General features: G+C 72.5%; 18 protein-coding genes and 1 pseudogene. 11 read left to right on the plus strand and 8 right to left on the minus strand.

Going from position 1 to position 22,114, the window contains the following annotated elements; genetic code table 11:
• Positions 1–1,221 precede the first annotated feature (1,221 nt).
• Entirely contained in the window at positions 1,222–3,060 is a 1,839-nt protein-coding gene (locus tag ACH4OA_RS28520) for a cholesterol oxidase substrate-binding domain-containing protein (protein WP_397971891.1), read from the plus strand.
• A 208-nt stretch (positions 3,061–3,268) separates the two neighbouring features.
• Here the strand turns inward: ACH4OA_RS28520 and ACH4OA_RS28525 are convergent, their stop codons facing one another.
• Together ACH4OA_RS28525 and ACH4OA_RS28530 are read right to left on the minus strand one after the other, a co-directional pair.
• The gene (locus ACH4OA_RS28525) at positions 3,269–3,817 is read right to left on the minus strand and encodes a putative immunity protein (RefSeq protein WP_397971894.1); all 549 of its coding nucleotides are present in this window, start codon (positions 3,815–3,817) and stop codon (positions 3,269–3,271) included.
• Positions 3,818–4,087: 270 nt separating this feature from the next.
• Entirely contained in the window at positions 4,088–5,470 is a 1,383-nt protein-coding gene (locus ACH4OA_RS28530) for an MFS transporter (protein ID WP_397971897.1), read from the minus strand.
• A 70-nt stretch (positions 5,471–5,540) separates the two neighbouring features.
• Between ACH4OA_RS28530 and ACH4OA_RS28535 the strand changes: the two genes are divergently transcribed.
• Positions 5,541–6,548 carry a GlxA family transcriptional regulator gene (locus tag ACH4OA_RS28535; protein WP_397971899.1) on the plus strand — a complete coding sequence of 336 codons (1,008 nt, stop codon included), beginning with the start codon at positions 5,541–5,543 and terminating at the stop codon, positions 6,546–6,548.
• Between the two features lie 143 nt (positions 6,549–6,691).
• Here the strand turns inward: ACH4OA_RS28535 and ACH4OA_RS28540 are convergent.
• Both ACH4OA_RS28540 and ACH4OA_RS28545 read right to left on the minus strand, forming a co-directional pair.
• A pseudogene (locus tag ACH4OA_RS28540) lies at positions 6,692–6,811 on the minus strand (DNA-binding response regulator); the annotation flags it as partial.
• Between the two features lie 332 nt (positions 6,812–7,143).
• Complete coding sequence (locus tag ACH4OA_RS28545) at positions 7,144–7,314, minus strand: hydrophobic protein (protein ID WP_397939935.1); 171 nt, start codon at positions 7,312–7,314, stop codon at positions 7,144–7,146.
• A 139-nt stretch (positions 7,315–7,453) separates the two neighbouring features.
• Between ACH4OA_RS28545 and ACH4OA_RS28550 the strand changes: the two genes are divergently transcribed.
• A complete protein-coding gene (locus ACH4OA_RS28550; RefSeq protein WP_397971902.1) occupies positions 7,454–7,627 on the plus strand; it encodes a CsbD family protein in 174 nt (57 codons plus the stop codon).
• Between the two features lie 228 nt (positions 7,628–7,855).
• On the opposite strand, the gene ACH4OA_RS28555 is transcribed toward ACH4OA_RS28550, so the two are convergent.
• A complete protein-coding gene (locus ACH4OA_RS28555; protein WP_397971904.1) occupies positions 7,856–8,590 on the minus strand; it encodes a D-Ala-D-Ala carboxypeptidase family metallohydrolase in 735 nt (244 codons plus the stop codon).
• A gap of 307 nt (positions 8,591–8,897) precedes the next feature.
• Here ACH4OA_RS28555 and ACH4OA_RS28560 point away from each other — a divergent pair, with 307 nt between their 5' ends.
• Positions 8,898–9,656 carry an NAD(P)-dependent oxidoreductase gene (locus ACH4OA_RS28560; protein ID WP_397972091.1) on the plus strand — a complete coding sequence of 253 codons (759 nt, stop codon included), beginning with the start codon at positions 8,898–8,900 and terminating at the stop codon, positions 9,654–9,656.
• Between the two features lie 135 nt (positions 9,657–9,791).
• On the opposite strand, the gene sigJ is transcribed toward ACH4OA_RS28560, so the two are convergent.
• Positions 9,792–10,736, minus strand: a complete 945-nt coding sequence (gene sigJ / locus ACH4OA_RS28565; protein WP_397939941.1) for an RNA polymerase sigma factor SigJ — start codon at positions 10,734–10,736, stop codon at positions 9,792–9,794.
• 305 nt (positions 10,737–11,041) lie between these two features.
• Here sigJ and ACH4OA_RS28570 point away from each other — a divergent pair, with 305 nt between their 5' ends.
• Both ACH4OA_RS28570 and ACH4OA_RS28575 read left to right on the plus strand, forming a co-directional pair.
• Complete coding sequence (locus ACH4OA_RS28570) at positions 11,042–11,482, plus strand: SH3 domain-containing protein (RefSeq protein ID WP_397949216.1); 441 nt, start codon at positions 11,042–11,044, stop codon at positions 11,480–11,482.
• Positions 11,483–11,754: 272 nt separating this feature from the next.
• Positions 11,755–12,486 carry a dienelactone hydrolase family protein gene (locus ACH4OA_RS28575; RefSeq protein ID WP_397971906.1) on the plus strand — a complete coding sequence of 244 codons (732 nt, stop codon included), beginning with the start codon at positions 11,755–11,757 and terminating at the stop codon, positions 12,484–12,486.
• A 379-nt stretch (positions 12,487–12,865) separates the two neighbouring features.
• Here ACH4OA_RS28575 and ACH4OA_RS28580 read toward each other — a convergent pair whose 3' ends face one another.
• On the minus strand, positions 12,866–13,789 hold the full coding sequence (locus tag ACH4OA_RS28580; RefSeq protein ID WP_397971909.1) for an aminoglycoside phosphotransferase family protein: 924 nt from the start codon (positions 13,787–13,789) through the stop codon (positions 12,866–12,868).
• A 136-nt stretch (positions 13,790–13,925) separates the two neighbouring features.
• Here ACH4OA_RS28580 and ACH4OA_RS28585 point away from each other — a divergent pair, with 136 nt between their 5' ends.
• Positions 13,926–14,057 (plus strand): hypothetical protein, encoded by a 132-nt coding sequence (locus ACH4OA_RS28585; RefSeq protein WP_397971911.1) that lies wholly within the window; start codon positions 13,926–13,928, stop codon positions 14,055–14,057.
• A 263-nt stretch (positions 14,058–14,320) separates the two neighbouring features.
• On the opposite strand, the gene ACH4OA_RS28590 is transcribed toward ACH4OA_RS28585, so the two are convergent.
• Positions 14,321–15,142 carry a formate/nitrite transporter family protein gene (locus ACH4OA_RS28590; RefSeq protein WP_397971914.1) on the minus strand — a complete coding sequence of 274 codons (822 nt, stop codon included), beginning with the start codon at positions 15,140–15,142 and terminating at the stop codon, positions 14,321–14,323.
• Between the two features lie 313 nt (positions 15,143–15,455).
• Here ACH4OA_RS28590 and ACH4OA_RS28595 point away from each other — a divergent pair, with 313 nt between their 5' ends.
• From ACH4OA_RS28595 to ACH4OA_RS28610, 4 genes are all read left to right on the plus strand, one after another.
• The gene (locus ACH4OA_RS28595; protein WP_397939951.1) at positions 15,456–15,710 is read left to right on the plus strand and encodes a hypothetical protein; all 255 of its coding nucleotides are present in this window, start codon (positions 15,456–15,458) and stop codon (positions 15,708–15,710) included.
• Between the two features lie 10 nt (positions 15,711–15,720).
• Entirely contained in the window at positions 15,721–16,905 is a 1,185-nt protein-coding gene (locus ACH4OA_RS28600) for a flotillin family protein (protein WP_397939953.1), read from the plus strand.
• Positions 16,906–17,424: 519 nt separating this feature from the next.
• A complete protein-coding gene (locus tag ACH4OA_RS28605) occupies positions 17,425–17,835 on the plus strand; it encodes a hypothetical protein (RefSeq protein WP_397949210.1) in 411 nt (136 codons plus the stop codon).
• A 137-nt stretch (positions 17,836–17,972) separates the two neighbouring features.
• Complete coding sequence (locus tag ACH4OA_RS28610) at positions 17,973–21,941, plus strand: hypothetical protein (protein WP_397971916.1); 3,969 nt, start codon at positions 17,973–17,975, stop codon at positions 21,939–21,941.
• Positions 21,942–22,114: the final 173 nt, after the last annotated feature.

The raw sequence follows: 22,114 nt of genomic DNA on the forward strand, positions 1-22,114 counted from the left end.
GACGGACACGGAAGAACCTCTTGCCTCGGGGACGGGGGATCGCCCGCATGGGACGGGCCACACGCTGTGGCCGCATGCGTCGGCGCCGCGGCCCGGGTGGGCTCGTGGCGCCTGGCGACGTCCTTCAGATAAGCAGCCCCGGCAGGTGTCCGCAATGCCCCCCTTTACTAGTGGTGGCCGGATTCGGGATGCGTGCCGAGAATGTGACGCGCCTCTCAAACCGCAGGTCAGGAGGGGTGCGAGGTGGGGTGAATCGGGCAAATGGGTCTACGGTCCGGGGTCGTAGGTGACGTGCGTCATGTGGGCCTCTTCACCGTCCCGCTCACCCGGCGCGGGCGAGAGGTCACCGTGCGGGACCGTCGAAAGTGACCGTGGTCTCGAAAAGCGGCCCGCCGAGTGGCCCGTCGGCTCGCCCGGCGCAGCGCCCGCAGCACCGCCGGACCGCTTCGCCCGGAACACGGACCGGGAAACCGAGGTGCACCACGCCCCCGCCCTCCCCCGTCGCGGCGGCCTTCTAGGTGACGAAGTCGCTGTACGAGATCACGCGCCGGGACGCCGGCGCCGACAGCGACGTGATCTTCGACCGCGCTGCTGCGGGCGTGCTCCCGCAGCAGCGGCCGGCCCAGCAGCACGCCGACGGCCACAGGGGCGACCGCGCAGCCCGGGCTCGACTCGCGCCCCGAGGGCCGTTTGATCACCCCCGGGCTGCGGCTGTACGAGGAGGAAGTACCGCTCGAGGGATTCCGCGTGGTCCGCCCGCCCGATGCCGGCCCGCTGGTCAGACGGCTCCTGGCACAGCTGGGTGCGCAGGGAGAAGCCCCTGGTCCGGCAGCCGGGATTCTCCTCAGCAGCCCTGTGCGGCGCCTTTCGGGGCATCCGGTCCCCATCGGCACAGCATCACGGGCACTGACGGGAGGGCATCCGTATGGTCAGCGGAGAGTGGATCGTGACGGCGGTCGGGGGACGAGCACCGGATTTCGTGCCCGCGTGGGTGGAGCTGCTGCTCTTCGTGCTGGCTCTTGGGCTGGCTGGGGTGGCCATGCACCGGCGGAACAAGCGCTGATCCCCACGAGCGAACGCCCTGCATCGTCTCGCAGGAGACGGCGGTTCCGCGGTGCGAAATCGCCGAACCCCGGGTTACCGAAGGTCAATTGCCGGGTAGCGTGAGCACTCGACCGGCTCGGCACGGCTGAGTCCGGCGGGACAGGGGAGGTCTGGGGGATGGCGGACGATTCTTCGGTTCGCGGCGGTGGGCTGTCGCGGCGCGGACTGCTCGCGTCGTCGGCCGCCGCGGGTGGCGCGGTGTGGCTGCTGCGCGGCCTGGTCCGGCCGGACGGCGCGTACGCCGCCGACGCACCCCCGACGCCGCCGGGCTTCCCGACCGGACCCGACATCTACCGACGTGTCTACGAGAACTGGGCCGGCGAGATCCACACCGACCAGTTGTGGACGTGCGCCCCGCGCCACCCCCAAGACGTGGTCGACGTCGTCAACTGGGCGCACGGCGCGGGCTGGACGGTACGCGCGCAAGGGAAACGGCACGGCTGGGCCCCGCTCACGGTGGCCGACGGCACACCCGCCGCGACCCGGGTCGTCCTGCTGGACACCACGGCACACCTCACCGCCATGACGCTGGAGCGGCGGGCCGCCGACGGCTCGGCCGAGGTCCGGGTCCAGACCGGGGCCACCCTGGAGGACCTGCTCGCGTTCGCCGGCGCCGCCGGTTACGGCGTCACCGCCGCGCCGGCACCCGGACAGCTGTCGGTCGGCGGCGCGCTCGCCATCGGCGCGCACGGTACGGCCGTCCCCGCCGTCGGCGAAAGCCCGTCGCCCGGCCACGGTTACGGTTCGCTGAGCAACCTGGTCACCGAACTGACCGCGGTCGTCTGGGACGAGGACACCGGCCGCTACGTCCTGCGGACCGTCGGCCGGGCGGAACCCGACTGCGACGCGCTCCTCACCCACCTCGGCCGTGCACTCGTCACCGAGGCCGTCCTGCGCGTGGGCGCCGACCAGAACCTCGGCTGCCAGTCCCTCCTGGACATCCCAGCCGCCGAACTGTTCGCCGCCCCCGCCACCGCGGCCGGGAAACGGACCCTGGCCCACTTCGTCGACCGGACCGGCCGGGCGGAGGCGATCTGGTTCGCCTTCACCGACAAGCCATGGCTGAAGGTCTGGAGCGTCACCCCGCGACAGCCCCTGGGCTCCCGTGCGGTCGACGAGCCGTACAACTACCCGTTCTCCGACTCCCTCCCCGAGCCGGTGGCCCGGCTGGCCGGCTCCCTGGTCTCAGGGGCCTGGGCCAGCGCGCCGCTCTTCGGCCGGGTGCAGTACCTGCTGGCCAAGGTGGCGCTGACCGGCGACATCACCGACGTCCTGCTCTCCGACGACCTCGTGCGGGACGTGCTGACCGGTGACGTCCTCACTCATCTGCTGGCGGGCGGGCTGCGGTCGGACCTGTGGGGTGCCTCCCGCAACCTGCTGGAGTACGTACGGCCCACCACGCTGCGCGAGACCGCCAACGGCTATGCCGTCCTCGTCCGCCGCGCCGATCTGCAATGGGTGGTCAGCCGGTTCGCCGACTTCTACCGCACACTGCTCGCCGAGTACGCGGCGCGCGGCGAGTACCCGGTCAACGGCCAGGTGGAGATCCGCGTGACCGGCCTGGAGGACCCGTCCGTGTGCGGCGTACCCGGCGCGCGGCCACCCCTGCTGTCCCCCCTGCGACCGCGCCCCGACCGGCCGGACACCGACACCGCCGTGTGGATCGACATCCTCTCCCTGCCGACCACACCCGCCCTGCACCGCTTCTACCGGGAGGTCGAGCAGTTCTTGTTCGCGCTGGACGCAGACAGGGCGACGGTCCGGGCGGAGTGGTCCAAGGGCTGGGCCTACACCGACACCACCGCGTGGTCCGACCCGGACATCCTCGCCCGCACCGTCCCCGCCAGTCTGTGTGCCGGGGGCGGCCCGGGCTGGGACGAGGCCGTCACGGCCCTGGAGCGGCTCGACCCGCACCACGTGGTGTCCAGCCCCTTCCTCAACACCCTGCTGCGCTGATCCGGCGAACGTGCCGGGCAGGGACGGACGAACACGGCCTCACCGGGCGCGGGTACGCTCCGCTCGGTGAGACCGCGCCCGATTCCCCGGCACGGCGGGCCGGGGCTCCGGTCCGGCTCCCCTTCCGGCGGCCGGGGCGGATCCTCGGGCATCTGATCGGCCCGACGTCGCACGCAGGCGACGACGGCCCTCCCAGTTGGGCGGATCCTCACCCGGCGACGGCGAGTGAACGAAGGTCGGCATCCAGCATCCGGATCAACTCACCAACCCGTCCGCCGCCACTCGGCGCCGTCGGGAAGCGTTTGAGCACGTCAACGACGACGGGCGTCGCACGACGCAGCGCCCGCTCAAGGTGCTCGACACCAACGCTCGGATCGTCGCCGGCGACGAGTTCGGCCGCTCTGGCCGCGTGAGCGCCGGCTCCGAGGATGTGCTTGACCTGGGTGGCCTTGGCCAGCGGATGCAGGTAGGCGGCGCCTGCCGCGGACATCGCTGCCCGGGCCGCCTCGCGCGCAGCCGCGGTGTCCGCGCTCTTGGCTGCCTTGAGTGCCGCCCACGCCCTGTCGCGCAGAACCTTCCCTCGCTCACCACCTCGGGCGAACTCCCACGCGGCACTGATGGCGTCTTGAGGCCGCAAGTCGTCCGGCTGATCGCTCTCGAATACCTCGAGCACCACTTCCGCACACGCTGCGGCGAACGCGGTGACCTCACGAAGATCTTGCTTACTCAGAGCTGTCTCGCTCATTTCCCCCGCCATGACTCCATCCTCGCCCATTGCGCTGGACAGCAAGGCGGCTGGGTCGCTCCCCGCACTGGATGCAGAAGGTGGCGGCGTCTGAACGCGCCGCACATCACGTAGGCCACGGCGACGGTGTCCACGGCCGCCAGGACGCCGTCGACCACGGGCCGCACCCGCGCCTATACGGCCACGACCGCCACCCGTGCCCGCTCCGCCGCCGGTCGATGACGTCGGTGCCGTAAACCCTGAGCCGGGCGGGCGCGGGCCCCGCAGCCGGGGCCCCGCCCCTCAGGAGTCGGTCGGCCCGCGTCCCAGGCGACAGCCGAGGACGAAGGTGAGGGCGAACAGGGCCGCGGCACCGGCCAGGCTCGCCCGCATCCCCGCCACGAAACCTCCCGACACCAGCGTTCCGAAGACCGCGATCCCCAGCCCGCCGCCCACCTGCCGGGCCGCGTTGAGCACTCCGGCCGCCAGGCCGGCCCGCTCGGCCGGCACGGCCTCCATCATGACCACCGTCAGCGGCGGGACGGTGAGCGCGCAGCCGAGGGCCAGCGGGACGAGGAGCGCGGCCACCACGATGGCGGACGTGCCGGCGTCGACGTACAGCAGACCCAGCAGGCCCGCCGTGGCGAGCGCCTGGCCCACCAGCAGGGGCAGGCGCGGGCCGTAGCGGCCCGCCAGCTTTCCGGCCACCACGTTCGTCACCGCGATCAGCGCCGACATCGGCAGGAACACCAGCCCGGCGTAGAGCGCCGAACGGCCCTGCACGCGCTGGAAGAAGAGGGAGAACAGGAACACCGTCCCGTAGAACGCCACGCTGCACGCCGCCCCCGCCGCGACCGCCACCCGCACCGCCCGGTCGCGGAACAGTCCGAGCGGAACGACCGGGTGCGGCTGGCGTGCCTCGGTCCGGACGAACAGGACGGCCGCGGCGACGGCTACGGCGAAGGCCGCGATCCCCGTCGTCCCGCCCTCGATCACCGCGAACGTCAGCGCGGTCAGGGCGATCACGGCCGTCAGCTGCCCGGGCAGGTCCAGCGGTGCCGGCCGGCGCTCGGAGCGCGGCGCACGCAGCAGCAGGACCAGGGCGACCGCGCCCAGCGGCAGGTTGACGAAGAAAATGCCCCGCCAGTCCCAGGCCGTGGTCAGCGCGCCGCCCGCCACGGGACCCAGCGCCACCGCGACCGAGCCCCCGGCCGCCCACAGCGCCACCGCCCGCGCCCGACGCGCCGGATCGGTGTACGCCTGCCGTACCAGTGCGAGCGAGGCGGGCAGCACCACGGCCGCGGCGACTCCCTGCACCACCCGCGCGCCGATCAGCGCCGCGAGGCCCGGCGCCAGGCCGCAGGCCGCCGAGGCCAGAGTGAAGACGGTGATGCCGAGGGCGTAGGCCCGGCTCGCCCCGGCCCGGTCGGCGAAAGCCCCTGTGGAGAGCATCAGAGCGGCGAAGGCCAGGGTGTAGGCGTCCACCACCCACTCCAGCCCGGACAGGCCGCCGCCGAGCGCGGAGCCGATCTCCGGGAGGGCCACGTTCACCACGGAGGCGTCGAGGGTGATCAACGCGAACCCGAGGAGGGCGGCGAACAGGGTGCGGGCGGGAGCGGGCCGGTCGGCCGGCTCGGCCCGGGGGCCGCGGAGTCGGAGGGACCGGGCGGTCTGATCGGTTGGCATGTCCCCATGCTGCGGAGGGTCTTCGCCGTACAGTAGTGGCCTGAATGCCATGCTTCCGGAGGTTCTGGCCATGCACCGTGTCGCCGTCGTCGCGTCGCCGCCCGTGTCGATGTTCAACCTGGCCATCCCCGAACTGCTCCTGGACAAGGCCCGGATCGACGGGCGCCCGGGTTACGAGGTGGTGATCTGCGCCCCCGACCCGGGGCCGGTGGCCACCACCGGCACGCTGGGGCTGTCGGTGCCGTGCGGCCTGGAGGCCCTGCGCGGGGCGCACACCGTGATCGTGGCGGGCGCCGGTGAGCCCTTCGCCCCGGACCCGCGGGTGCTCCGGGCGCTGCGCGAGGCCGCCGCGGACGGTGTGCGCATCGCCTCCATCTGCACCGGAGCCTTCTCGCTCGCCGAAGCCGGGCTGCTCGACGGCCGCCGGGCCACCACCTACTGGGCGCACACCGAGGAGATGCGCCGTCGCCACCCCGCCGTCGACGTCCGGGGTGACGTCCTCTACACCCAGGACGGCCAGTTCCTGACCTCCTCCGGCTACGCCGCCGGCATCGACCTGTGCCTGCACCTCATCCGCACCGACTACGGTGCGGCCGTCGCCAACGAGGTCGCCCGACTGGCCCTGGTCGCCCCCGTACGACCCGGCGGCCAGACCCAGTTCACCCACACCCCGCTGCCGTCCGAACGCGGTACCGCCTGCTCCGACACCCGCGGCTGGGCCATGCGGAACCTGGACAAGCCGCTCACGCTGACCGACCTGGCCCGGCACGCGGGCGTCTCCGTGCGCACCCTCACCCGCCGGTTCCACGCCGAGAGCGGGGTCAGCCCGCTCCAGTGGCTGCTGCACCAGCGCGTGGAGCGCGCCAGGGAACTGCTGGAGACCACGAATCTGCGCATGGACCAGGTGGCCGCCGCCTGCGGTCTCGGCACCGCCGACTCGCTGCGCGGCCACCTGGTCCGCCGCACCGGCCTCACCCCGAGCGCCTACCGCGCCCGGTTCGGCCGGCCCGGCGGAACCGGCTCACTGCCGTCCGCGTCTTCTGCGACATCGATGACCTCCGCGTCCTCCGCGGCTTGATCGATGGCCGTGCGGCCGGACACCGGGTGATCCGGACCGCGCTGACCGCCGAGGCCGGGACCATCGCCGCGCTGCACCACCGGTTTCCACGTCGGCCCCGGTCACCGGCGCTCCGGCATCGGTACGGCGCTGCACGCGGCCTGCGTGGGTGGCATCCGGATGTCCACCACGGCTACGCCGGGCCGGTGCTCGATCACCGCGGCGAGCAGCCCGGGTGCCGTCCCGGCGGTGGCCACCACATCACACCCGCGGGCGCGCAGCAGCTAGTCCTCGGCCAGTACCCCGCGCCGGCACCTGTTGATCATGTCGTCATTATCGGGCCCGGTCGGCGTCCGGGCGCGTACGTCTGCGCCCTGAGCATCGGTTCCGGGTGCGGGTGATTCGCGTGGCGTCCCGTACGTGAGGAGTCGTCATGCGCGACACATTGGCTGCGCGGGTTCCTGGCGCGCGTGTCCGTCCCGCCCCCGACTCCCCTTTACCTGCCCCGGATTCCCTTTGCGACGTATTCGTCATGAGTAGCCGTGTTGTTCACCGGAGATGCGCGTGGGCCCGGCCGTCTCCGGCCGGGCCCTAAGCGTGGGCGTGCGGTGTCAGGTCACCATCGGTACCAGCGGCCGCGGCCGCCACCGGTGTTGGTGGAGCGCATCACGAAGCCGAGCAGCCACACCACCAGCACGGCGACCGCCACCCACCACAGGATCTTGAGGGCGAAACCGGCACCGAAAAGGACGAGCGCGAGAAGCAGGACAAGCAAAAGGGGAACCATAATTATCAACCTCCTGGACTTCCGATTGCCCTGCATTCCTGTTCACATTCCTCGATCACACCTTTGTTTGTGCTGAGCGAGCCGGGGCACGAGCCGGTTACCGCAACAGCGAACCACTACTCCTGGGAGGTCCTGGATCATGAGTGCCGACGAGAAGGCCAAGGCGAAGACCGAGCAGGCCAAGGGCAAGACCAAGGAGGCCGTGGGCAGCACCCTCGGCAACGACCGGATGGCCGCCGAGGGGCAGGCCGAGAAGAGCACCGGCGACGCCCGCGACGCCAAGGAAAAGGCCAAGGACGCCTTCAAGCACTGACGCCCTCCCCTTTTTTTCCGCAGCGCCGAAGCGGGGCCCTTCCCGACAGGGGGAGGGGCCCCGCTTCGGCGTCACCCGCCAGGAACTCGGACCGTTTCCCGGCTTCCTCGCACTCCTGGAAGTTGTGCACGCCCATCAAAGGGCACTGGTGCGATCGGGGCCTGGTGCCGTTGCCGTACCGGGCGTAGCCGATGCACTCGACCCCAGCCGCCCCGCCCGCGGAACCGCTCAGATCCCGCAGGAGGAGGCCGACCAGAAGCGGGAGTTCTGGCTGCCCAGGTGAGCATGGGTGCTGTGGCCCGGGTAGCCCGGACCGAGGATCTCGTTGAAGCCGTGGTTGCGAGCCTGTTTGACGATCTCGCAGTAGGACGGCGAGCCCACCAGGTCGATCCCGCGCCCGTACAGGTGGTTGCTGGTCGCGGCTCCGCCGACGGCGTTGTTGCAGGAGTAGGAGCGGAAGCCACTGCTGGTGGTCAGGGGCCGGTCGCCGAGCGCGTGCCGCAGCGCCTCCAGTTTCCACATCTGGTGCAGCGCGTTGGCGCGGGCCGCCGCAGCGGAGACGGCCCCGCCGGACCAGTCGGAATTGCAGCGGTTCATCTCCGCGTAGGTGAAGTGGGCCGGCGTGCAGTCGCTGTCCTGCAAGGCGTAGATCTTGCTGAAGGTCGCCGGGCCCGCGACGCCGTCCGCTCCGAGCCCGTACGCCTGCTGGAAACGGGTGACGGCGGCCTTGGTGCCGGGCCCGAACTCCCCGTCTATCGCCAGGACGGCGCCGTACCCGGGGTAGCCGGCCACCCTGATCTGCAACTGCCGCACGTCCTCACCGCTGCTGCCCTGGCTCAGCGTGCGCGGGAAGGTGTAACAGTCGTCCGCGTGCGCGGTGCCGGCGGTGAGCGTGGCACCGAGACCAGCAAGTGAAGCGAGCATGACAAGCGAGAGAAGGGTACGGAGCGCGCGTCTGAGCATGGTGCCTCCCAAGGAGGGGATGGGACCTTCGACGGTGCCGGAACGTGCCCGGACCGTCAAGGACCCACGATCGTCTCGCCCGCGGTCGTAAACCCCGACCCGTACCGGCCTGCCGGGGCCACTTTGATGACACCTTCTGTACGCGATGGGTACGTCATGCGTACGCGGAATCTGCGCTTCAAGGGGGATGTGCGGCACGGGAAGCGCCGCGTGCGGTGCACGGAACCCGATCTCGCCGGACGTCAGGGTCACACTCGGCAACGCACCGCCCTCTTGGACTGCGACAGACACGCGTGAGAGGGGCGGCATTGTCGGGGCCAACGGCCCTACGGGGCGGCAGGTCTGCGTACAGGCGCTGGCCGAAGGACATGTGATCACTGCTGTCACCCGACAGCCCGGGGCCTTCCCGCTGAGGCATCCTCTTCTGCGCGTCGTCCGGGGCGACGTGCACGACCTCGCCGCGGTCGACGCCGCGGTGGCGGGCCAGGACGGGGTGATCTCGACGCTCGGGGTGCCCTTCAGCCGCCGGCCCGTCACGGTGTACAGCGCGGGCGCCACCCACATCACCCGGGTCATGGCCCGGCACGGCGTCACCCGCCTGGTCTGCGTGACCTCCACCACCGTCGGCGGGCAGGAGTCTCCCGGCGAGAGTTTCCTCTTCCGCAAGGTGCTCGAACCCTTCGTCGCGCGCTTCGTCGGGCGCAGCGTGTACGAGGACATGCGCCGCTCGGAGGACATCGTGCGGAGCAGCGGTTGCGACTGGACGATCGTCCGTCCGGCCGGCCTCTTCGACGCGGCCGCCGTCAGTGCCTACCAGATGGCCGCGGGACCGCGCTTGCCCGGCCGGTTCACCTCCCGCGCGGACCTGGCCGACGCGCTGCTGCGTCAGGTGGTCGACGCCCGTGATGCGCGGGCGGTGGTCGAGGTGCGCACCGTGGAGGGGGTTCCCGGCTTCATCGGCATGCTTCGCAAGGAGGCGTTCGGCGGCAGGCGGAGGGGCCCGGGCGCTCCGGGCAGTGGCCCTGACGGGGACCGCGCCGCGGCTGTCGGCGGCGTCCCGTTCTGAGGCTTCCGGTCCGCGTGTGGCCGGGCGCGCCGTTCGCGCGCGGCCGGCCACGGTCTACGGCCCCGGACACGGCCCCGGACAGCGGACTTCCGTGCCGGAGGTCGGACAACCGTCCCGCCGACTGGTGAACCGCCGTCAGTCAGCCGTGGCCTCCTGCGCGGTGTCCGGCGTGACATGAGCCAGCTTCTCGGGATTGGTCACGGCGTAGATCCCCGACACCTGGTTCTCCTCGGGGCTGAGGTCGATCACCATGACGGCGAACGGGGCATCGTCGGCGAGGAGCAGCGCGGAGGGGTCGCCGTTGACCGTCCGGTAGCGGACGTCGATGTGCTGCCCCCGCCGGGAGACGGCGCCGGCGATCAGGCGGGCGACCTTGTCGCGGCCGTGCACCGGGCGCAGAGCCGCTTGCCGGACCTTGCCGCCACCATCGGTCCACATGGTCACGTCCGGCGCCAGGATCTCCATCAGGGCGTCGACGTCACCCCCGAGTGCGGCGGCGAGGAACCGCTCGGTCACCTGCTGCTGCATGCGCGGATCGGCCTGGTAGCGGGGGCGGCGGGCCTGGACGTGCTCGCGGGCGCGGTGGGCGAGCTGCCGTACGGCGGACGGGGCGCGGTCGAGGATGTCCGCGATCTCGGTGTGCCGGTAGCCGAACACCTCGTGCAGGACGAACACGGTGCGTTCCAACGGCGTGAGAGTCTCCAGGACCACGAGCAGCGCCATCGACACCGCTTCGGCCCGCAGGGCGGGGGCGGCGGCGTCGGGGGTCTCGACGGTGCCGGCGGCCTCGGTGACCAGGGGCTCGGGCAGCCAGGGGCCGACGTAGGTCTCGCGGCGGCGTCTGATGGCGGCCTGCTGTGCGAGAGCGGCGTTGACGGCGATCCGTACCAGGTAGGCCCGCGGGTTGACGACTTCTTCCGCGTCCGTGGCCCGGTGTCTGGGCGCCCACGCCAGCCAGGTGTCCTGGAGTACGTCCTCGGTGTCGGCCACGCTCCCGAGCAGGTTGTAGACGATGGAGAACAACAGCTGTCGGTGCTCGGCGAACACCGTCGTCGTGCTGTCTTGCGTACGGTCGGGCATCGGCGCGGCCTCTCTTCTCGGATCCCCTTGAGAGGCCCGACGGCACGGGAAGTGTGACATCCGGGCGCCACACGTGCTGCGGACCGTGTCGGCAAGTCCCGGTGTCCTTTTGCTCTTTGGCTGGCTTCGTTGTCACGCGGCTCGTCGTCGTCTCCGCAACAACCCTGAGACGCGGGTCACATCGGCGATATCGGTGTCACGGTCCCACGCCCACCTGCCTCTCAGGATGGCAGCCGTATCGACCGAGACAGGCGGAACTCACCGTGCCCGCCGCGAAGAAGACACCCACTCACGCAGGAGCCACCTTGAAGATCTCCCGACTGGTCGCGGCGTCCGTCGCGGCCGGCGCCGTCGTCACAGCCGTCGCCGTCCCGGCGAACGCCGCCGTCCCGGCCGACCAGCACCGTGACCCCGCCACGGCGGCCCTCCCCGCCCATGCGACCGCCGACAGCGCGCCGAACCTGCCGTGCGGCACTACCGAGCGCGATGACGACACCAGTCCGACACTCACCATCGCCGCGGTCACGGGCACCGTCAACATCCGGACCGGAACGACCTCCCAGTGCAGCATCGTCGGCACCATCGGGGCAGGCGAAGCGATCAACTACCACTGCTACGTGTGGGACGCCATCGGGCGCAGCTGGACCTACCTCCACACATCGGAGAACGAATACGGGTGGGTGCTCAACACATCTCTTCCCGACCCCTACGCCACCGGCTGGCACGGCAGCACAGTGCGCTGCTGACCGGACCCGGACACGCCCGGCACCGCACACAGCGCGCGGTGCCGGGCCGGCTGTCCCGCGTGCCGCGCCGGGCCGGGCCGGCCGGGGAGCGCGGGCAAAAACCCGTTTGGCGGGCCACCGTCACCGCTGCTACGTTTCCCAAGGCCGTGCGAGAGAACGAGGAGGTGGTACCCGTGAACGCAGTATCGACACGGGTGCTCCCCTCCGGGGTCACGGTCGGGCGGTAGGTCGTCCGGGAGCGCCGTTGCAGAGCACTCCCGAAAGGCACGTCCATGCACGTCACTTCCGAACAGTTCCTCGACGACGGTGTTCTCGAGCGCGCATTCACCCTCGGTGACATCCCCGGCATCTTGTGGACGCCCCCCTCCGTTCCCACACCGGCGCCACTGATCCTGCTCGGCCACCCGGGTGGACTGCACAAGATGTACCCCCGGCTGGTGGCCCGGGCCCGGCACTCCGCGGCGGAGGGCTTCGCCACCGCCACCATCGAGCTTCCCGGCAGTGGCGACCGGCCCCGTTCCGCCGCCGCAGAGCAGGCCCGCGCCGACCTGCGCCGGGCCCTGGAGGCCGGCGAGCCGGTCGATGAGGGGATCGTGGACCGGCTCGTCCTGCCGCTGGTAGAAAAGGCGGTCCCGGAATGGCAGGCCACCCTGGACGCCCTGCTGTCGCTGCCCGGGATCGGGGGCCCGGTCGGCTACTCGGGGGGATTGATCTCCCTCGGGATCCGGCTGGCGGTGGCCGAGCCGCGTATCTCGGCCGCCGTCCTGTTCGCCGGGAGTTTCGTGCCGCGCGCCCTGTTCGAGGAGGCCCGGCGCGTCACCATTCCTCTGCACGTCCTGCTGCAATGGGACGACGAAGGCAACGACCGGCAGGCGGCCCTGGAGCTGTTCGACGCCTTCGGCTCCCAGGAGAAGACCCTGCACGCCAATCTGGGCGGGCACACCGGCGTCCCGCAGTACGCGGGGGACGCCGCGGCCCAGTTCTTCACCCGGCACCTGAAGTGAGGCCGCGCCCTCGGGCCGCCAGACGACGGTAACCCGCGCCGGTCGCGGCTCACCGGCGCAGACCCCGGCGCCCCTCTGCTGCTCGCGCCGCGGGCCCCTGCCGCCTCGGCAGGAGCCCGCACCGGCGTGCCCGAACAGGCGGCCCGAGCCCGGCCATCGCGCCTCACGCGGGCACGCGGGCACGCGGGCACGCGGGGTGCGACAACGTGGCATTCGGGCCTCGGTGTCACACGGCACGAGTTGGACATGACCGTCGCTGAGGATGCCGCACACCTGCCCGGTCCCCGCGTCCGCGGGGGTAGCTCGGACGGCGAGCGCGGCGCCCTCCCGTGTAGGTGGGCACCGCGCTCGGCGGCGTGTGGGTGGGAAGCGGAGGGGCTCAGCGGCGCGGGAGTGCCTCGGCTACGGCGATCTGGGCGGGGTCGATGGTGGTCCGCCCGTCCTCCACGTCCCATAGCGTGTTCTGCAGCAGCCGGCCCAGGGTCCAGCCGGCCGCGCGCTCGCGGTCCAGTTCCAGTGCCTCGGTCAGCAGGTCGAAGCGGCGCCGCACCACCCGCGGGGCGTCTCCGGTGGCCTCGATCTTCTCCCAGCCGGTGTCCAGAGCCGGCCACAGGTCGAAGCCCGGGTCGCCGACCAAGGGTTCGGGGTCGATGGCGAGCCACGGTTCGCGTTCGGCGGCCAGCACGTTCTCGTAGTGCAGGTCCCAGTGCAGGAGCCGGTCGCCGGGTTCGTCCACCAGCTCGGCGACGGCCGATGCCCAGGCGTGCAGCCGCCTCCGGTCGTCCGGGTCCGACAGCGAGACGACGGCCTTCGGCACCGCCGACAGCATGGCGTGTGCGATGTCGTCGAGGCGGCGCAGGCCTCCGGGCGCCGGGACGGCGTGCAGCCGGGTCATCAGGCCGGCCAGGGTGCCCATGGCCGCGTCGTCGTCGACGACGGACGCGAGGGTACGCGAAGCGTCCAGGCGCTCCAGCAGCATGGCGCTGCTCTCCGGGTCGTGATCGAGCAGCCGCACGATGCCGTCGCCCTTCCAGGCCCGCAGTCCGATCAGCGCGGCGGTTGTCTCCTTGCGGGGCATCTGGAACTTCAGCGCGGCCCTGCCGCCGTCCTCGCGCCGCACCGGCACTACCAGCGAGGCCTCGCCGGAGCCGGTGGCACCGTCCCGTTCCAGCCGCCACCGGTCGAGAAGCTCCGCGACCAGTGCGGGCAGGGCGGCGATCCAAGCCCGTTCCGCCTCGCCGCCGTTCTTGGTGTACGACGTGATCAGGGCGTCGGGGACGTCGGGGTCTTCCGGCGACTTCACGCGGGGCTTCCCTTCGCGGAGTGGACTTCCCGCCCCCGGCCGACGGAACCCGAGCGGGTTTCGCCTTGCCGGGGGGCTGCCGTGCGGGAGGGGGGCGGGCGGTACGTGCTCAGGCACCTGACGGTAGTCCGGCCTGGTGCACCGCACCGAGCGTTTCGCCGCCCGTGGTGCGGCGGTTCGTCAGGTCGACCTCGACCTTCCCCAGGTGTTCGGCCACCTGCCGCCACCTGTCGGCGCACTCACGGGCGAGTTCGGCGATGACCGTTGAACGGCACTGCCGAACAGCCGGGCCCAGCCCTGCTGCGCACGGCCACCGCGTTGAGCCCAGCAGCCAGATCTCGCCGAGCAGTTGCTTGCCCGCGGTCTCCTCCAGATGCGGGTGTCGTGAACGCTGTGATCCGGTCCGCCGTGAGGTCGCGTACGGAGGTGCCGGCAAGGGCGTACCGGGTGCGGGGCGGGGCGGGGCGGGCCGGCGGATTCTGCCGAGGTACCGCGCGTCCCCGCACCCGTTCGCACGGTGCCGAGGTACCGCTATGCCTCCGGGTGCCCTGCGCGGGCGGCTGGCGCAGCGGCGTTGGTCAGCATCGGGGCGCTGCGGACGAGGCGTAGTGCCGTCGTCAGCAGGAGGCCGCCGACGACGTTGCCGAGGACCGCCCAGCCCAGCCAGCCGAGCCAGTCGACGTAGCCGTAGGGCGTCCGGCCGGTGTGCAGGCCGGCGAACGCGACCAGGGAGTCCAGGACCGAGTGCCACAGCCCGAGGCCGGCCAGGACGAACGCGGTGGCGACCGAGGCGATGATCTTCCCGGTCATGGACTCGGTGCCGTGGTGCATGCGGGTCATGAGCGTGATGACGCCCCCGCCCAGTACGGCGAGGCAGAACGTGCCGAGGGTGTAGCCCCCGTCGACGAAGTGCGCGCCCGCGGCGGCCGCGGTGGGGTGCAGGCCGGGGTAGGCCCGCATGACCAGCCACGTGAACACCCATCCGCCGATCAGGTTCATCGCCAGGACCGTCGTCCACAGCCTGGCCAGCTGGGTCCAGGTGGCCGCACCGGCGATGACGGTGGCGACGGGCACCAGAAAGCCTTCCGTGAACAGCTCGCTGTGACCGAGCAGCAGGGCGATGAGCCCCACGGAGAAGGCCAGTCCGGCCAGGAGTTCACTGCCGGTCTCGTGCCGCACGTAGAGCAGGGTCATGACGCCGACCCCCACGTCGATGCCGCCCAGCAGCGAGGTGGCGACCAGCGACGTCCAGGTGCGGTGCAGCCGTGGCCGGCCCTCGGCCACGATCCGTTCCGCCGCTTCGGCGACCCGCCGCTCCCCGGGTCCCTGCATGATCGGGTCGTCCGGCTCCATGACGGCTCCTCCGCTCTCGCGTCCTCGCGGGAACGCGGCCCCGGCGTCCCGCCGGATGCGTTCCCGGAGCGATCTTCGGCGCGGGCGCACCCGGATCCCGTCACCCACGCCGTACGGGACCGCGCCGTTCGCGCGCCCGGTGTCGCGTTCCGTCCACCCGGTGGACCGGGAGGCAGGCCCGGGAACGGGACGCCGGGGCCGCTGGGCGGCGCCCGCCGGACCGGCGAGGGGACCGGCTGCCCGTCCCCCGTTGGGCTGTCGGCCGTCGTGGTCTATCGTCTGAATCCTGAGATCAGGACGAGGAGGACGGCCGGTGGCGCCGCAGGACGATGCCGTGATCGGCTGCACGGGCGAAGTACTCATCGGAACGCGCGGGCCGGCGGGTCCGGGCGAGGTCCTCGTGCGGGTCAGAGGCGGTACCGAGACCTTCCTCGCCTGGTCGGAGGAGCCCCTGCCGGTGGGCACGACGGTTCTCGTGATCGAATCACGGGGATGCCGCGAAGTCGGCGTCATCGAGTGGGTGGATCCATTGGACGCGCTCGGCGGAGGCATCGTCGGCGCAGGCTGAGGAGTCAAGGATGTTCGGTTACCGCGTTCCCGCGCCCGACGAGGCGATGTTGATCTCGGGGGGTCGGCGGGGACTGGGGGGCGCGCCGTTCCGAGTGGTGACGGGGCACGGCAAGTTCGTGCTGCCGGTCTTCAGGAAGGTCCGCTTCCTCACCCTGTCGATGTGCGAGTCCGAGGTCACCGAGACCTGTGTGACCCGCCAGGGCATCGCGCTGCACGTCCGCGCGGTGATCGCCTTCAAGGTCGGCAACGACCACGAGAGCATCATCAACGCCGGCCAGCGCTTCCTCTCCGACCAGGAGCAGATGTCGGTGCTCACCGGACGCATCTTCGCGGGGCACCTGCGGGCGATCATCGGCTCGATGACCGTCGAGGAGATCGTCACCGAGCGGCAGAAGCTCGCCGCCGAGGTGCTGGACACCTCCAAGACGGAGATGGCCAAGATCGGCCTGACCGTGGACTCGCTGCAGATCCAGTCGATCGACGACGGCGACACGGGGTACATCGACGCGATGTCCGCGCCGCACAAGGCGGCCATCCAGCGGCAGGCGCAGATCGCGCAGGCCCAGGCCACCCAGGCCGCGGTCGAGGCGGAGCAGGCCGCGGCCCGCAAGCAGGCCGAGTACGCCCGGCAGACCGCCATCGTCAAGGCCGAGTACTCGGCCGAGGTGGACCGCGCCCAGGCGGAGGCCGGGCAGGCCGGACCGCTCGCCCAGGCCCACGCCCAGCGGGAGGTGCTCGCGGCGCAGACGGAACTGGCCCAGCGCCAGGCCGAGTTGCGTCAGCAGCAGCTGGTGGCGGAGGTTGTGAAGCCCGCCCAGGCCGAGGCCGAGCGGGTCAGGATCCTCGCTGCCGCCGAAGCACAGCGGATGAAGATCCAGGCCGAGGCGGCGGCCTCGTACGACCGGGTGGCGCTCGACCGGATGCTGATCGACCAGCTCCCGCAGATCGTCAAGGAGGCCGCCGGCGGCCTGGCCGGTGCCAACGTCAACGTGCTGAACGGTGCCGACGGCCTCGGGGAGATCGCCGCCGGACTGGTGTCCCAGGGTCTGACCATCCTGGACTCCGTCCGGCAGAACCTCGGCGGCCAGGACTCCGACGGCCACCGCCCCGAGGAGCACAAGGGCAAGAACCTGCCCCAGCTGGGTGCGGGCGCCGGCAGCAAGCCGGACGACGGCCCGGTGAACGTCGACTAGCGGACGCCGACGCCGGTCACCGCGGACACCGGTCACCGCGGACGCCAGCGCCGGTCACCGCGGACGCCAGCGCCGGTCACCGCGATCGGCCCCGGCCGCGCGCGGTGACCGTCCGGGGTGACCGCCCGGCACTCCCTGCGACGCCCGGCCACGTCGCGCGGCTCGTCGGATGCGTCACGCCGGACTCGCTCCCCCGTCCTACTCGGCAACTCGCGGACGGCGGAGTCCAGTTGGTCCAGGCCCGGGTTCATCCAGTTCTTCAACCGTGTCGACGGGCCTGCCCGGCCGGGTGGTCGGCGAACGCGATGGGGATGCGGCCCAGGGCCATCCCGCGGAGCGCTGCCGAGCGGTGCCCGGACCGTCACCTGCCTGGAGGAGACGAACGGCCCATCGGGGTCGCCGCGACGCGGTGCGGGCCCACCGGTCCGATCAAGTCATATCCATAGACGGGTAGTGACTGGTCGTCAGCTCCTCAGTAGGTTGGTCACCCCAGCACACCGCACTGGTTGTGAGGACACCATGGACCCGCTCGTGACCGCCGCCGCGACAGCACTGGTCAGCAGCATGGCCACGGACGCTTGGCAGCAGGTGCGGGCAACGGCCGTGGCGCTGTGGCAGCGGGCGCTCCCGGAGTCGTCGACGGCGGTCGACGCCGAACTGGCCCAGGTCCGCGAGGAGATCGTGGCCGCGCGCGACGGTGACGACCAGCAGGCGGAGGCCGATCTCGCCCAGGAGTGGGGACTCCGACTGGCCCGGCTGCTGCGTCAGGCACCCGAACTCACGGAGGAATTGGGCAGGTTGCTGGACGACGAGTGGCTTCCGCTGCTGGGGGCCGCCGACAGGGAGCGGGCCGCCGGCATCCGGATGACCGCCCATGCCTCCGGGCAGGCACGGATCTACCAGGCCGGCCGGGACCAGCACATCACCTGATCGTGGCGGGACGAGAGGACGGGGAGCCCGGACCGGCCGCCGCCGGACACGGGGACGACGCAGACCCCAGGGGTAACGCGGATCGCGGCGATGAGAAGGGTGGCACGGACGGCCCTTCCGGGCAGCCTCGTTCCGGTGTGGAGGACGACGGCCGCCCCGTGGTGATGAACGCCGCGGCTCACGGCGACAGTACGGTTCTGCAGGCCGGACGCGATCAGTTCGTCGCCGAGCGCGATCTGCACCTGCACTACCGCGACGGCGTCCGCGGTGCGCGCCGCGCCGGCACCGTGTCACCGGCCGACGAGTGCCCCTATCCGGGGCTGGCGGCCTTCGGCCCGGAACAGGCGCGCTGGTTCTTCGGCCGGGACCGGCTGGTGGCCGGGTTGGTCGAGCGTCTGGCCGAGGTCCTGGACGACGGCGGCGCCGTGGCGGTCGTCGCGCCGTCGGGAGCGGGCAAGTCGTCCCTGCTGAGGGCCGGACTGCTGCCTGCGATCGCCCGGGGCGCGCTCCCCGCGGCCGGGTCGCGGCACTGGCCCCGCCTGGTGCTGACGCCGACCGCCCGTCCCCTGACCGCACTGGCCCACCGCCTGGCCCCCCTGCTGGGTCTGCCGCCCGACGAAGCCCTCCGGGTACTGCATGACGCTCCGGAGCAGGCGGTCGTCCGGCTGCGCGCCGATCCCGGCCATCGGGCCGATCCCGGACATCGCACCGACCCCGGACACCACGTCGATCCAGGGCATCGCGCCGGGGCCGTACCCGGGCAAGACCCCGCAGATCGGATCCGCGGGGCCGACCGACGCGTGGTCATCGTCGTAGACCAACTGGAGGAGATCTTCACCGAGTGCTCCGGCCCGGTGGAACGCCAGGCCTTCCTCGACACCCTGGAGGCACTCGCCCGCCGCAGCCCGGCCGGCGGGGCACCGGTCGCCCTGGTGGTCTACGGCCTGCGCGCCGACTTCTACGCCCCGTGCGCGAGCCGTCCGCACCTGCGCGAGGTGCTGCAGCGCCGCCAGGTGCTCGTCGGGCCGCTCAGCCGGGACGAGTTGCAGGAGGCTGTCGTCTTCCCGGCCGAGGACGTCGGTCTCACGGTCGAACCGGGGCTCGTGGACCTGCTGTTGCGCGACTTGGGGGCCGACGCTTCCGGCGGGCCCGGTACCACGGGAGGCGAGGCGTACGAGGTGGGCCGGCTGCCGTTGCTCGCGCACGCGCTGCGCACCACCTGGCAGCAGCGCCACGGCAGTACTCTCACCGTCGACGGCTACCGCAGCACCGGGGGCATTCACCACGCCGTCGCCACCACCGCCGAGCGCATCTTCCGGGATCTCGGTCCGGCATCCCGACAGGCCGCGCGGTTGCTGTTCCTCCGCTTGGTCCGGATCGGCGACGGCACCGAGAACACCCGCCGCCGCGCCCGCCGCACGGACCTCCTGGCGGGCATGGCCGACCCGGCAGCCGCAGCGGAGGCACTGGAGGCGTTCACGCGCAAACGCCTGCTCACCCAGGCCGAGGACACCGTGGAGATCACCCACGAGGCGCTGCTGTCGGCGTGGCCGCGGTTGCGCGGATGGATCGACACCGACCGGGCCGGGAACCTGCTGCGCCAGCGGCTGGAGGACGACGCCGGAGCCTGGGAACGCGACCGCGAGGACACCTCCAGGCTGTACCGGGGCGCCCGGCTGGACGCCGCCCGGAACTGGGCCGCGGGCAACGGGGGCGGCGGGCTGAGTCCCGCGGCCACCGCGTTCCTCAACGCCTCGGAAAGCGCTCGGCGACAGGAGGCACGGCGGCGGCGCGCCTGGACCGCCACCCTGGCCGCCGTCGTGGCGTTGGCCTTGGTGGCCGCAGGCGCGGCCTGGCAGCAGAGCCGAGTCGCCGAACGCCGCCAGGCGGAGGCGGTGGCCCGGCGGGCCGCCGCGGTCGCGGACAACATGCGGTACTCCGACCCGGTCACCGCCATGCGGCTCGGCCTGGCCGCCTGGCGGACCGCGCCCGGCCTCGTCGAAACACGCTCGGCCCTGCTCGGGTCGTGGATGCAGCGCGAGGAGGACCGCTTCCGGCCCGCCGGGGCCACCTCGGACGGTGAGTTCCGGCTCAGCGCCGACGGGCGGACCCTGGTGCAGGTCGCGGTCGGCCACGTCACCACCTGGGACGTGGCCGGGCACCGCCGTACGGGCAGGTTCCGCGGACCGGGCGAGGACTGGTACGGCCTGCTGGCGGTCGGCGGGGACGCCCGGCGACTGGCACTCGACATGGGCGGCGGGCTCGCCGTGTGGGATGTCCGGCAGGGCCGGACGGTGTGGAAACCCGCCGGCCCCCACTCCGGGACCGTGGCGGTCTTCGACAAGGCCGGCCGTTCGCTCCTGCTGGCCGACGAGGGAGGCGGTACGGTCGGCGGTCCCGTCACCACACGGCTGTGGGACCTGCGCACCCGCCACACGCTGTTCCAGCGCCGGACCCCGAAGATCACCGGCGCTCGGATCAGCGACGACGACCGGTACGTCGCCCTGTGTCCCGCCTCGGGGCCGGTCCAGCTCTGGCGGGTCGCGGGGCAGCGGCGGGTGCCGCTTCAGCATGCTCCCGCCGTCGGCGACGACGGCCAGTGCGCCGTGGCAGTCAGCGGTGACGGGCGCCGGGTGACCTTCTCCGTGGGCCGTTCGCTGACGACGTGGGACACCGCTTCCGGCCGCCGGACCCACCAGGTCCTCGGTCACGGCTACGACGCCTTGCGTTACGGCTCCGACGGACGGTTGCTGGTCGCCTCCGGGCAGGAGGGCATCGAGGTGTGGCGGCCGGGCGCGGACGAGGCGCTCTTCGCCTACCCGACCACCGCCGACTCGAACGCCGCGGTGAGTCTCGACGCGGACAGCCGGTACGCCCGATATCTGGTGGGCGAACAGGGCGAGGCCGGGAACGGGGTGGCGGTCCGCACGGTCCGGCTGGCAGACCTCACCCGCCTGCCGCGGCAGGCGGGTGAGGCTCCGGCGACCTGGTACGGCCCGGACGGCCGACGGCTGCTGTCCGCGTGGCCGGCGGGCGAGAGCTCACGATTCGGGTTCGCCGATCCCGACGGCGGCCGGCTGGTGCGCCGGCTGCCGGATCCCGGACGGCCCGGCACCGAGACCGTGCGGGACGGCGAGGACGACAAGGGCGAAGAGGGCGTCGCGTGCCTCCCGCAGGCCGCGTTCAGCGCCGACGGCGACAGCGCTGCCTACGCGTTGGTGCCCGTGGACGAGAAGGTCACCCGGCAACCGGTGGTGGTCTGGCGCGCGGACGGGAAGCCCGTCACCCTCTCACTGCGGCTGTCCCGCGACGAGGGCGTCCGGGGCATCGCCCTCACCCCCGGGGGACGCTGGCTGGTGACCTCTTCGAAGGAGGGAGGGACGAACGGGCGGCTGGTGGTCTGGGACGCGAGGACCGGAGCCAGGCACAGGACGATCCGCGGCATCGGCGGCGGCAGTCTCGTGGTGACCGCCGACGGGCGCCGGGTCGCGGCCGGCGACGGCCAGTACGCCGACCTGTCCACCGGACGGGTGGGACGGATGCCCCTGGACGTCGACACGGGCGGCGGCGCCGCCGGCGGCGGGACGGCGGACTCGGGGCCCGGCGGCAGCGTCTCCGAGCTGGCGCTCAGCCGTGACGGCCGGCACGTGGCCGTCGGTGACGGGTCGGGGCGGGTGGTCCTGCTGGACGGCACGCTGACGCGCCGACGAGGTGAGATCTCCGGCCTCTTCACCAGCCACCAGCAGGACTCGGCGGAACCGGTCACCGCGCTCGCCTTCTCCGCGGACGGCACCACCCTGGCGGTCGGCGGGCTGGACGGCACCGTACGGCTGTGGGACGTCAGGTCCAACCAGGCACTCGGCACGACGCTCCCCGCGCCGGCCGGCCAAGTGCTGGGCCTGGTGTTCCGGGGTGGCGGCGCCGGGGACAGCCTGTACGTGGCGAACGACAGCGTGCCCTCACGCGCCTATCCGGTGGCGCCCGCCTCCGTCGCGGCGGCGGTGTGCGCACGGGCCGGCGGCGGCCTCTCCCGGGCGGCGTGGGCGGACTTCCTGGCCGAGGTGCCCTACCGGAGGGTGTGCGAAGAGAACCTCGGCAGCGGATGAGCATGGCGTCCCGGAGCGGGGCCTGGTTCGATCGGCCCGGCCGTCGGCGGGGCGTGCCTGTTGCTACGGGAAACCCGGCCGGGCCGCGGAGTACATCAGGCGCACCACCGGCGCCCGCGGACCGCCCCGGATGTCGGCCGGTGTTCACCTGACGGCAGTCACAGTCGCGTAAA

Source organism: Streptomyces sp. NPDC017095, from assembly GCF_044332325.1.
Taxonomy (GTDB): Bacteria; Actinomycetota; Actinomycetes; order Streptomycetales; family Streptomycetaceae; genus Streptomyces.

Coding starts and splice junctions, on each gene's coding strand:
- ACH4OA_RS28605 (WP_397949210.1), top strand. CDS start 17,425: ATGGACCCGCTCGTGACCGCCGCCGCGACAGCACTGGTCAGCAGCATG.
- ACH4OA_RS28550 (WP_397971902.1), top strand. CDS start 7,454: ATGAGTGCCGACGAGAAGGCCAAGGCGAAGACCGAGCAGGCCAAGGGC.
- sigJ (WP_397939941.1), bottom strand. CDS start 10,736: ATGCCCGACCGTACGCAAGACAGCACGACGACGGTGTTCGCCGAGCAC.
- ACH4OA_RS28525 (WP_397971894.1), bottom strand. CDS start 3,817: ATGGCGGGGGAAATGAGCGAGACAGCTCTGAGTAAGCAAGATCTTCGT.
- ACH4OA_RS28600 (WP_397939953.1), top strand. CDS start 15,721: ATGTTCGGTTACCGCGTTCCCGCGCCCGACGAGGCGATGTTGATCTCG.
- ACH4OA_RS28575 (WP_397971906.1), top strand. CDS start 11,755: ATGCACGTCACTTCCGAACAGTTCCTCGACGACGGTGTTCTCGAGCGC.
- ACH4OA_RS28555 (WP_397971904.1), bottom strand. CDS start 8,590: ATGCTCAGACGCGCGCTCCGTACCCTTCTCTCGCTTGTCATGCTCGCT.
- ACH4OA_RS28535 (WP_397971899.1), top strand. CDS start 5,541: ATGCACCGTGTCGCCGTCGTCGCGTCGCCGCCCGTGTCGATGTTCAAC.
- ACH4OA_RS28530 (WP_397971897.1), bottom strand. CDS start 5,470: ATGCCAACCGATCAGACCGCCCGGTCCCTCCGACTCCGCGGCCCCCGG.
- ACH4OA_RS28520 (WP_397971891.1), top strand. CDS start 1,222: ATGGCGGACGATTCTTCGGTTCGCGGCGGTGGGCTGTCGCGGCGCGGA.
- ACH4OA_RS28545 (WP_397939935.1), bottom strand. CDS start 7,314: ATGGTTCCCCTTTTGCTTGTCCTGCTTCTCGCGCTCGTCCTTTTCGGT.
- ACH4OA_RS28590 (WP_397971914.1), bottom strand. CDS start 15,142: ATGGAGCCGGACGACCCGATCATGCAGGGACCCGGGGAGCGGCGGGTC.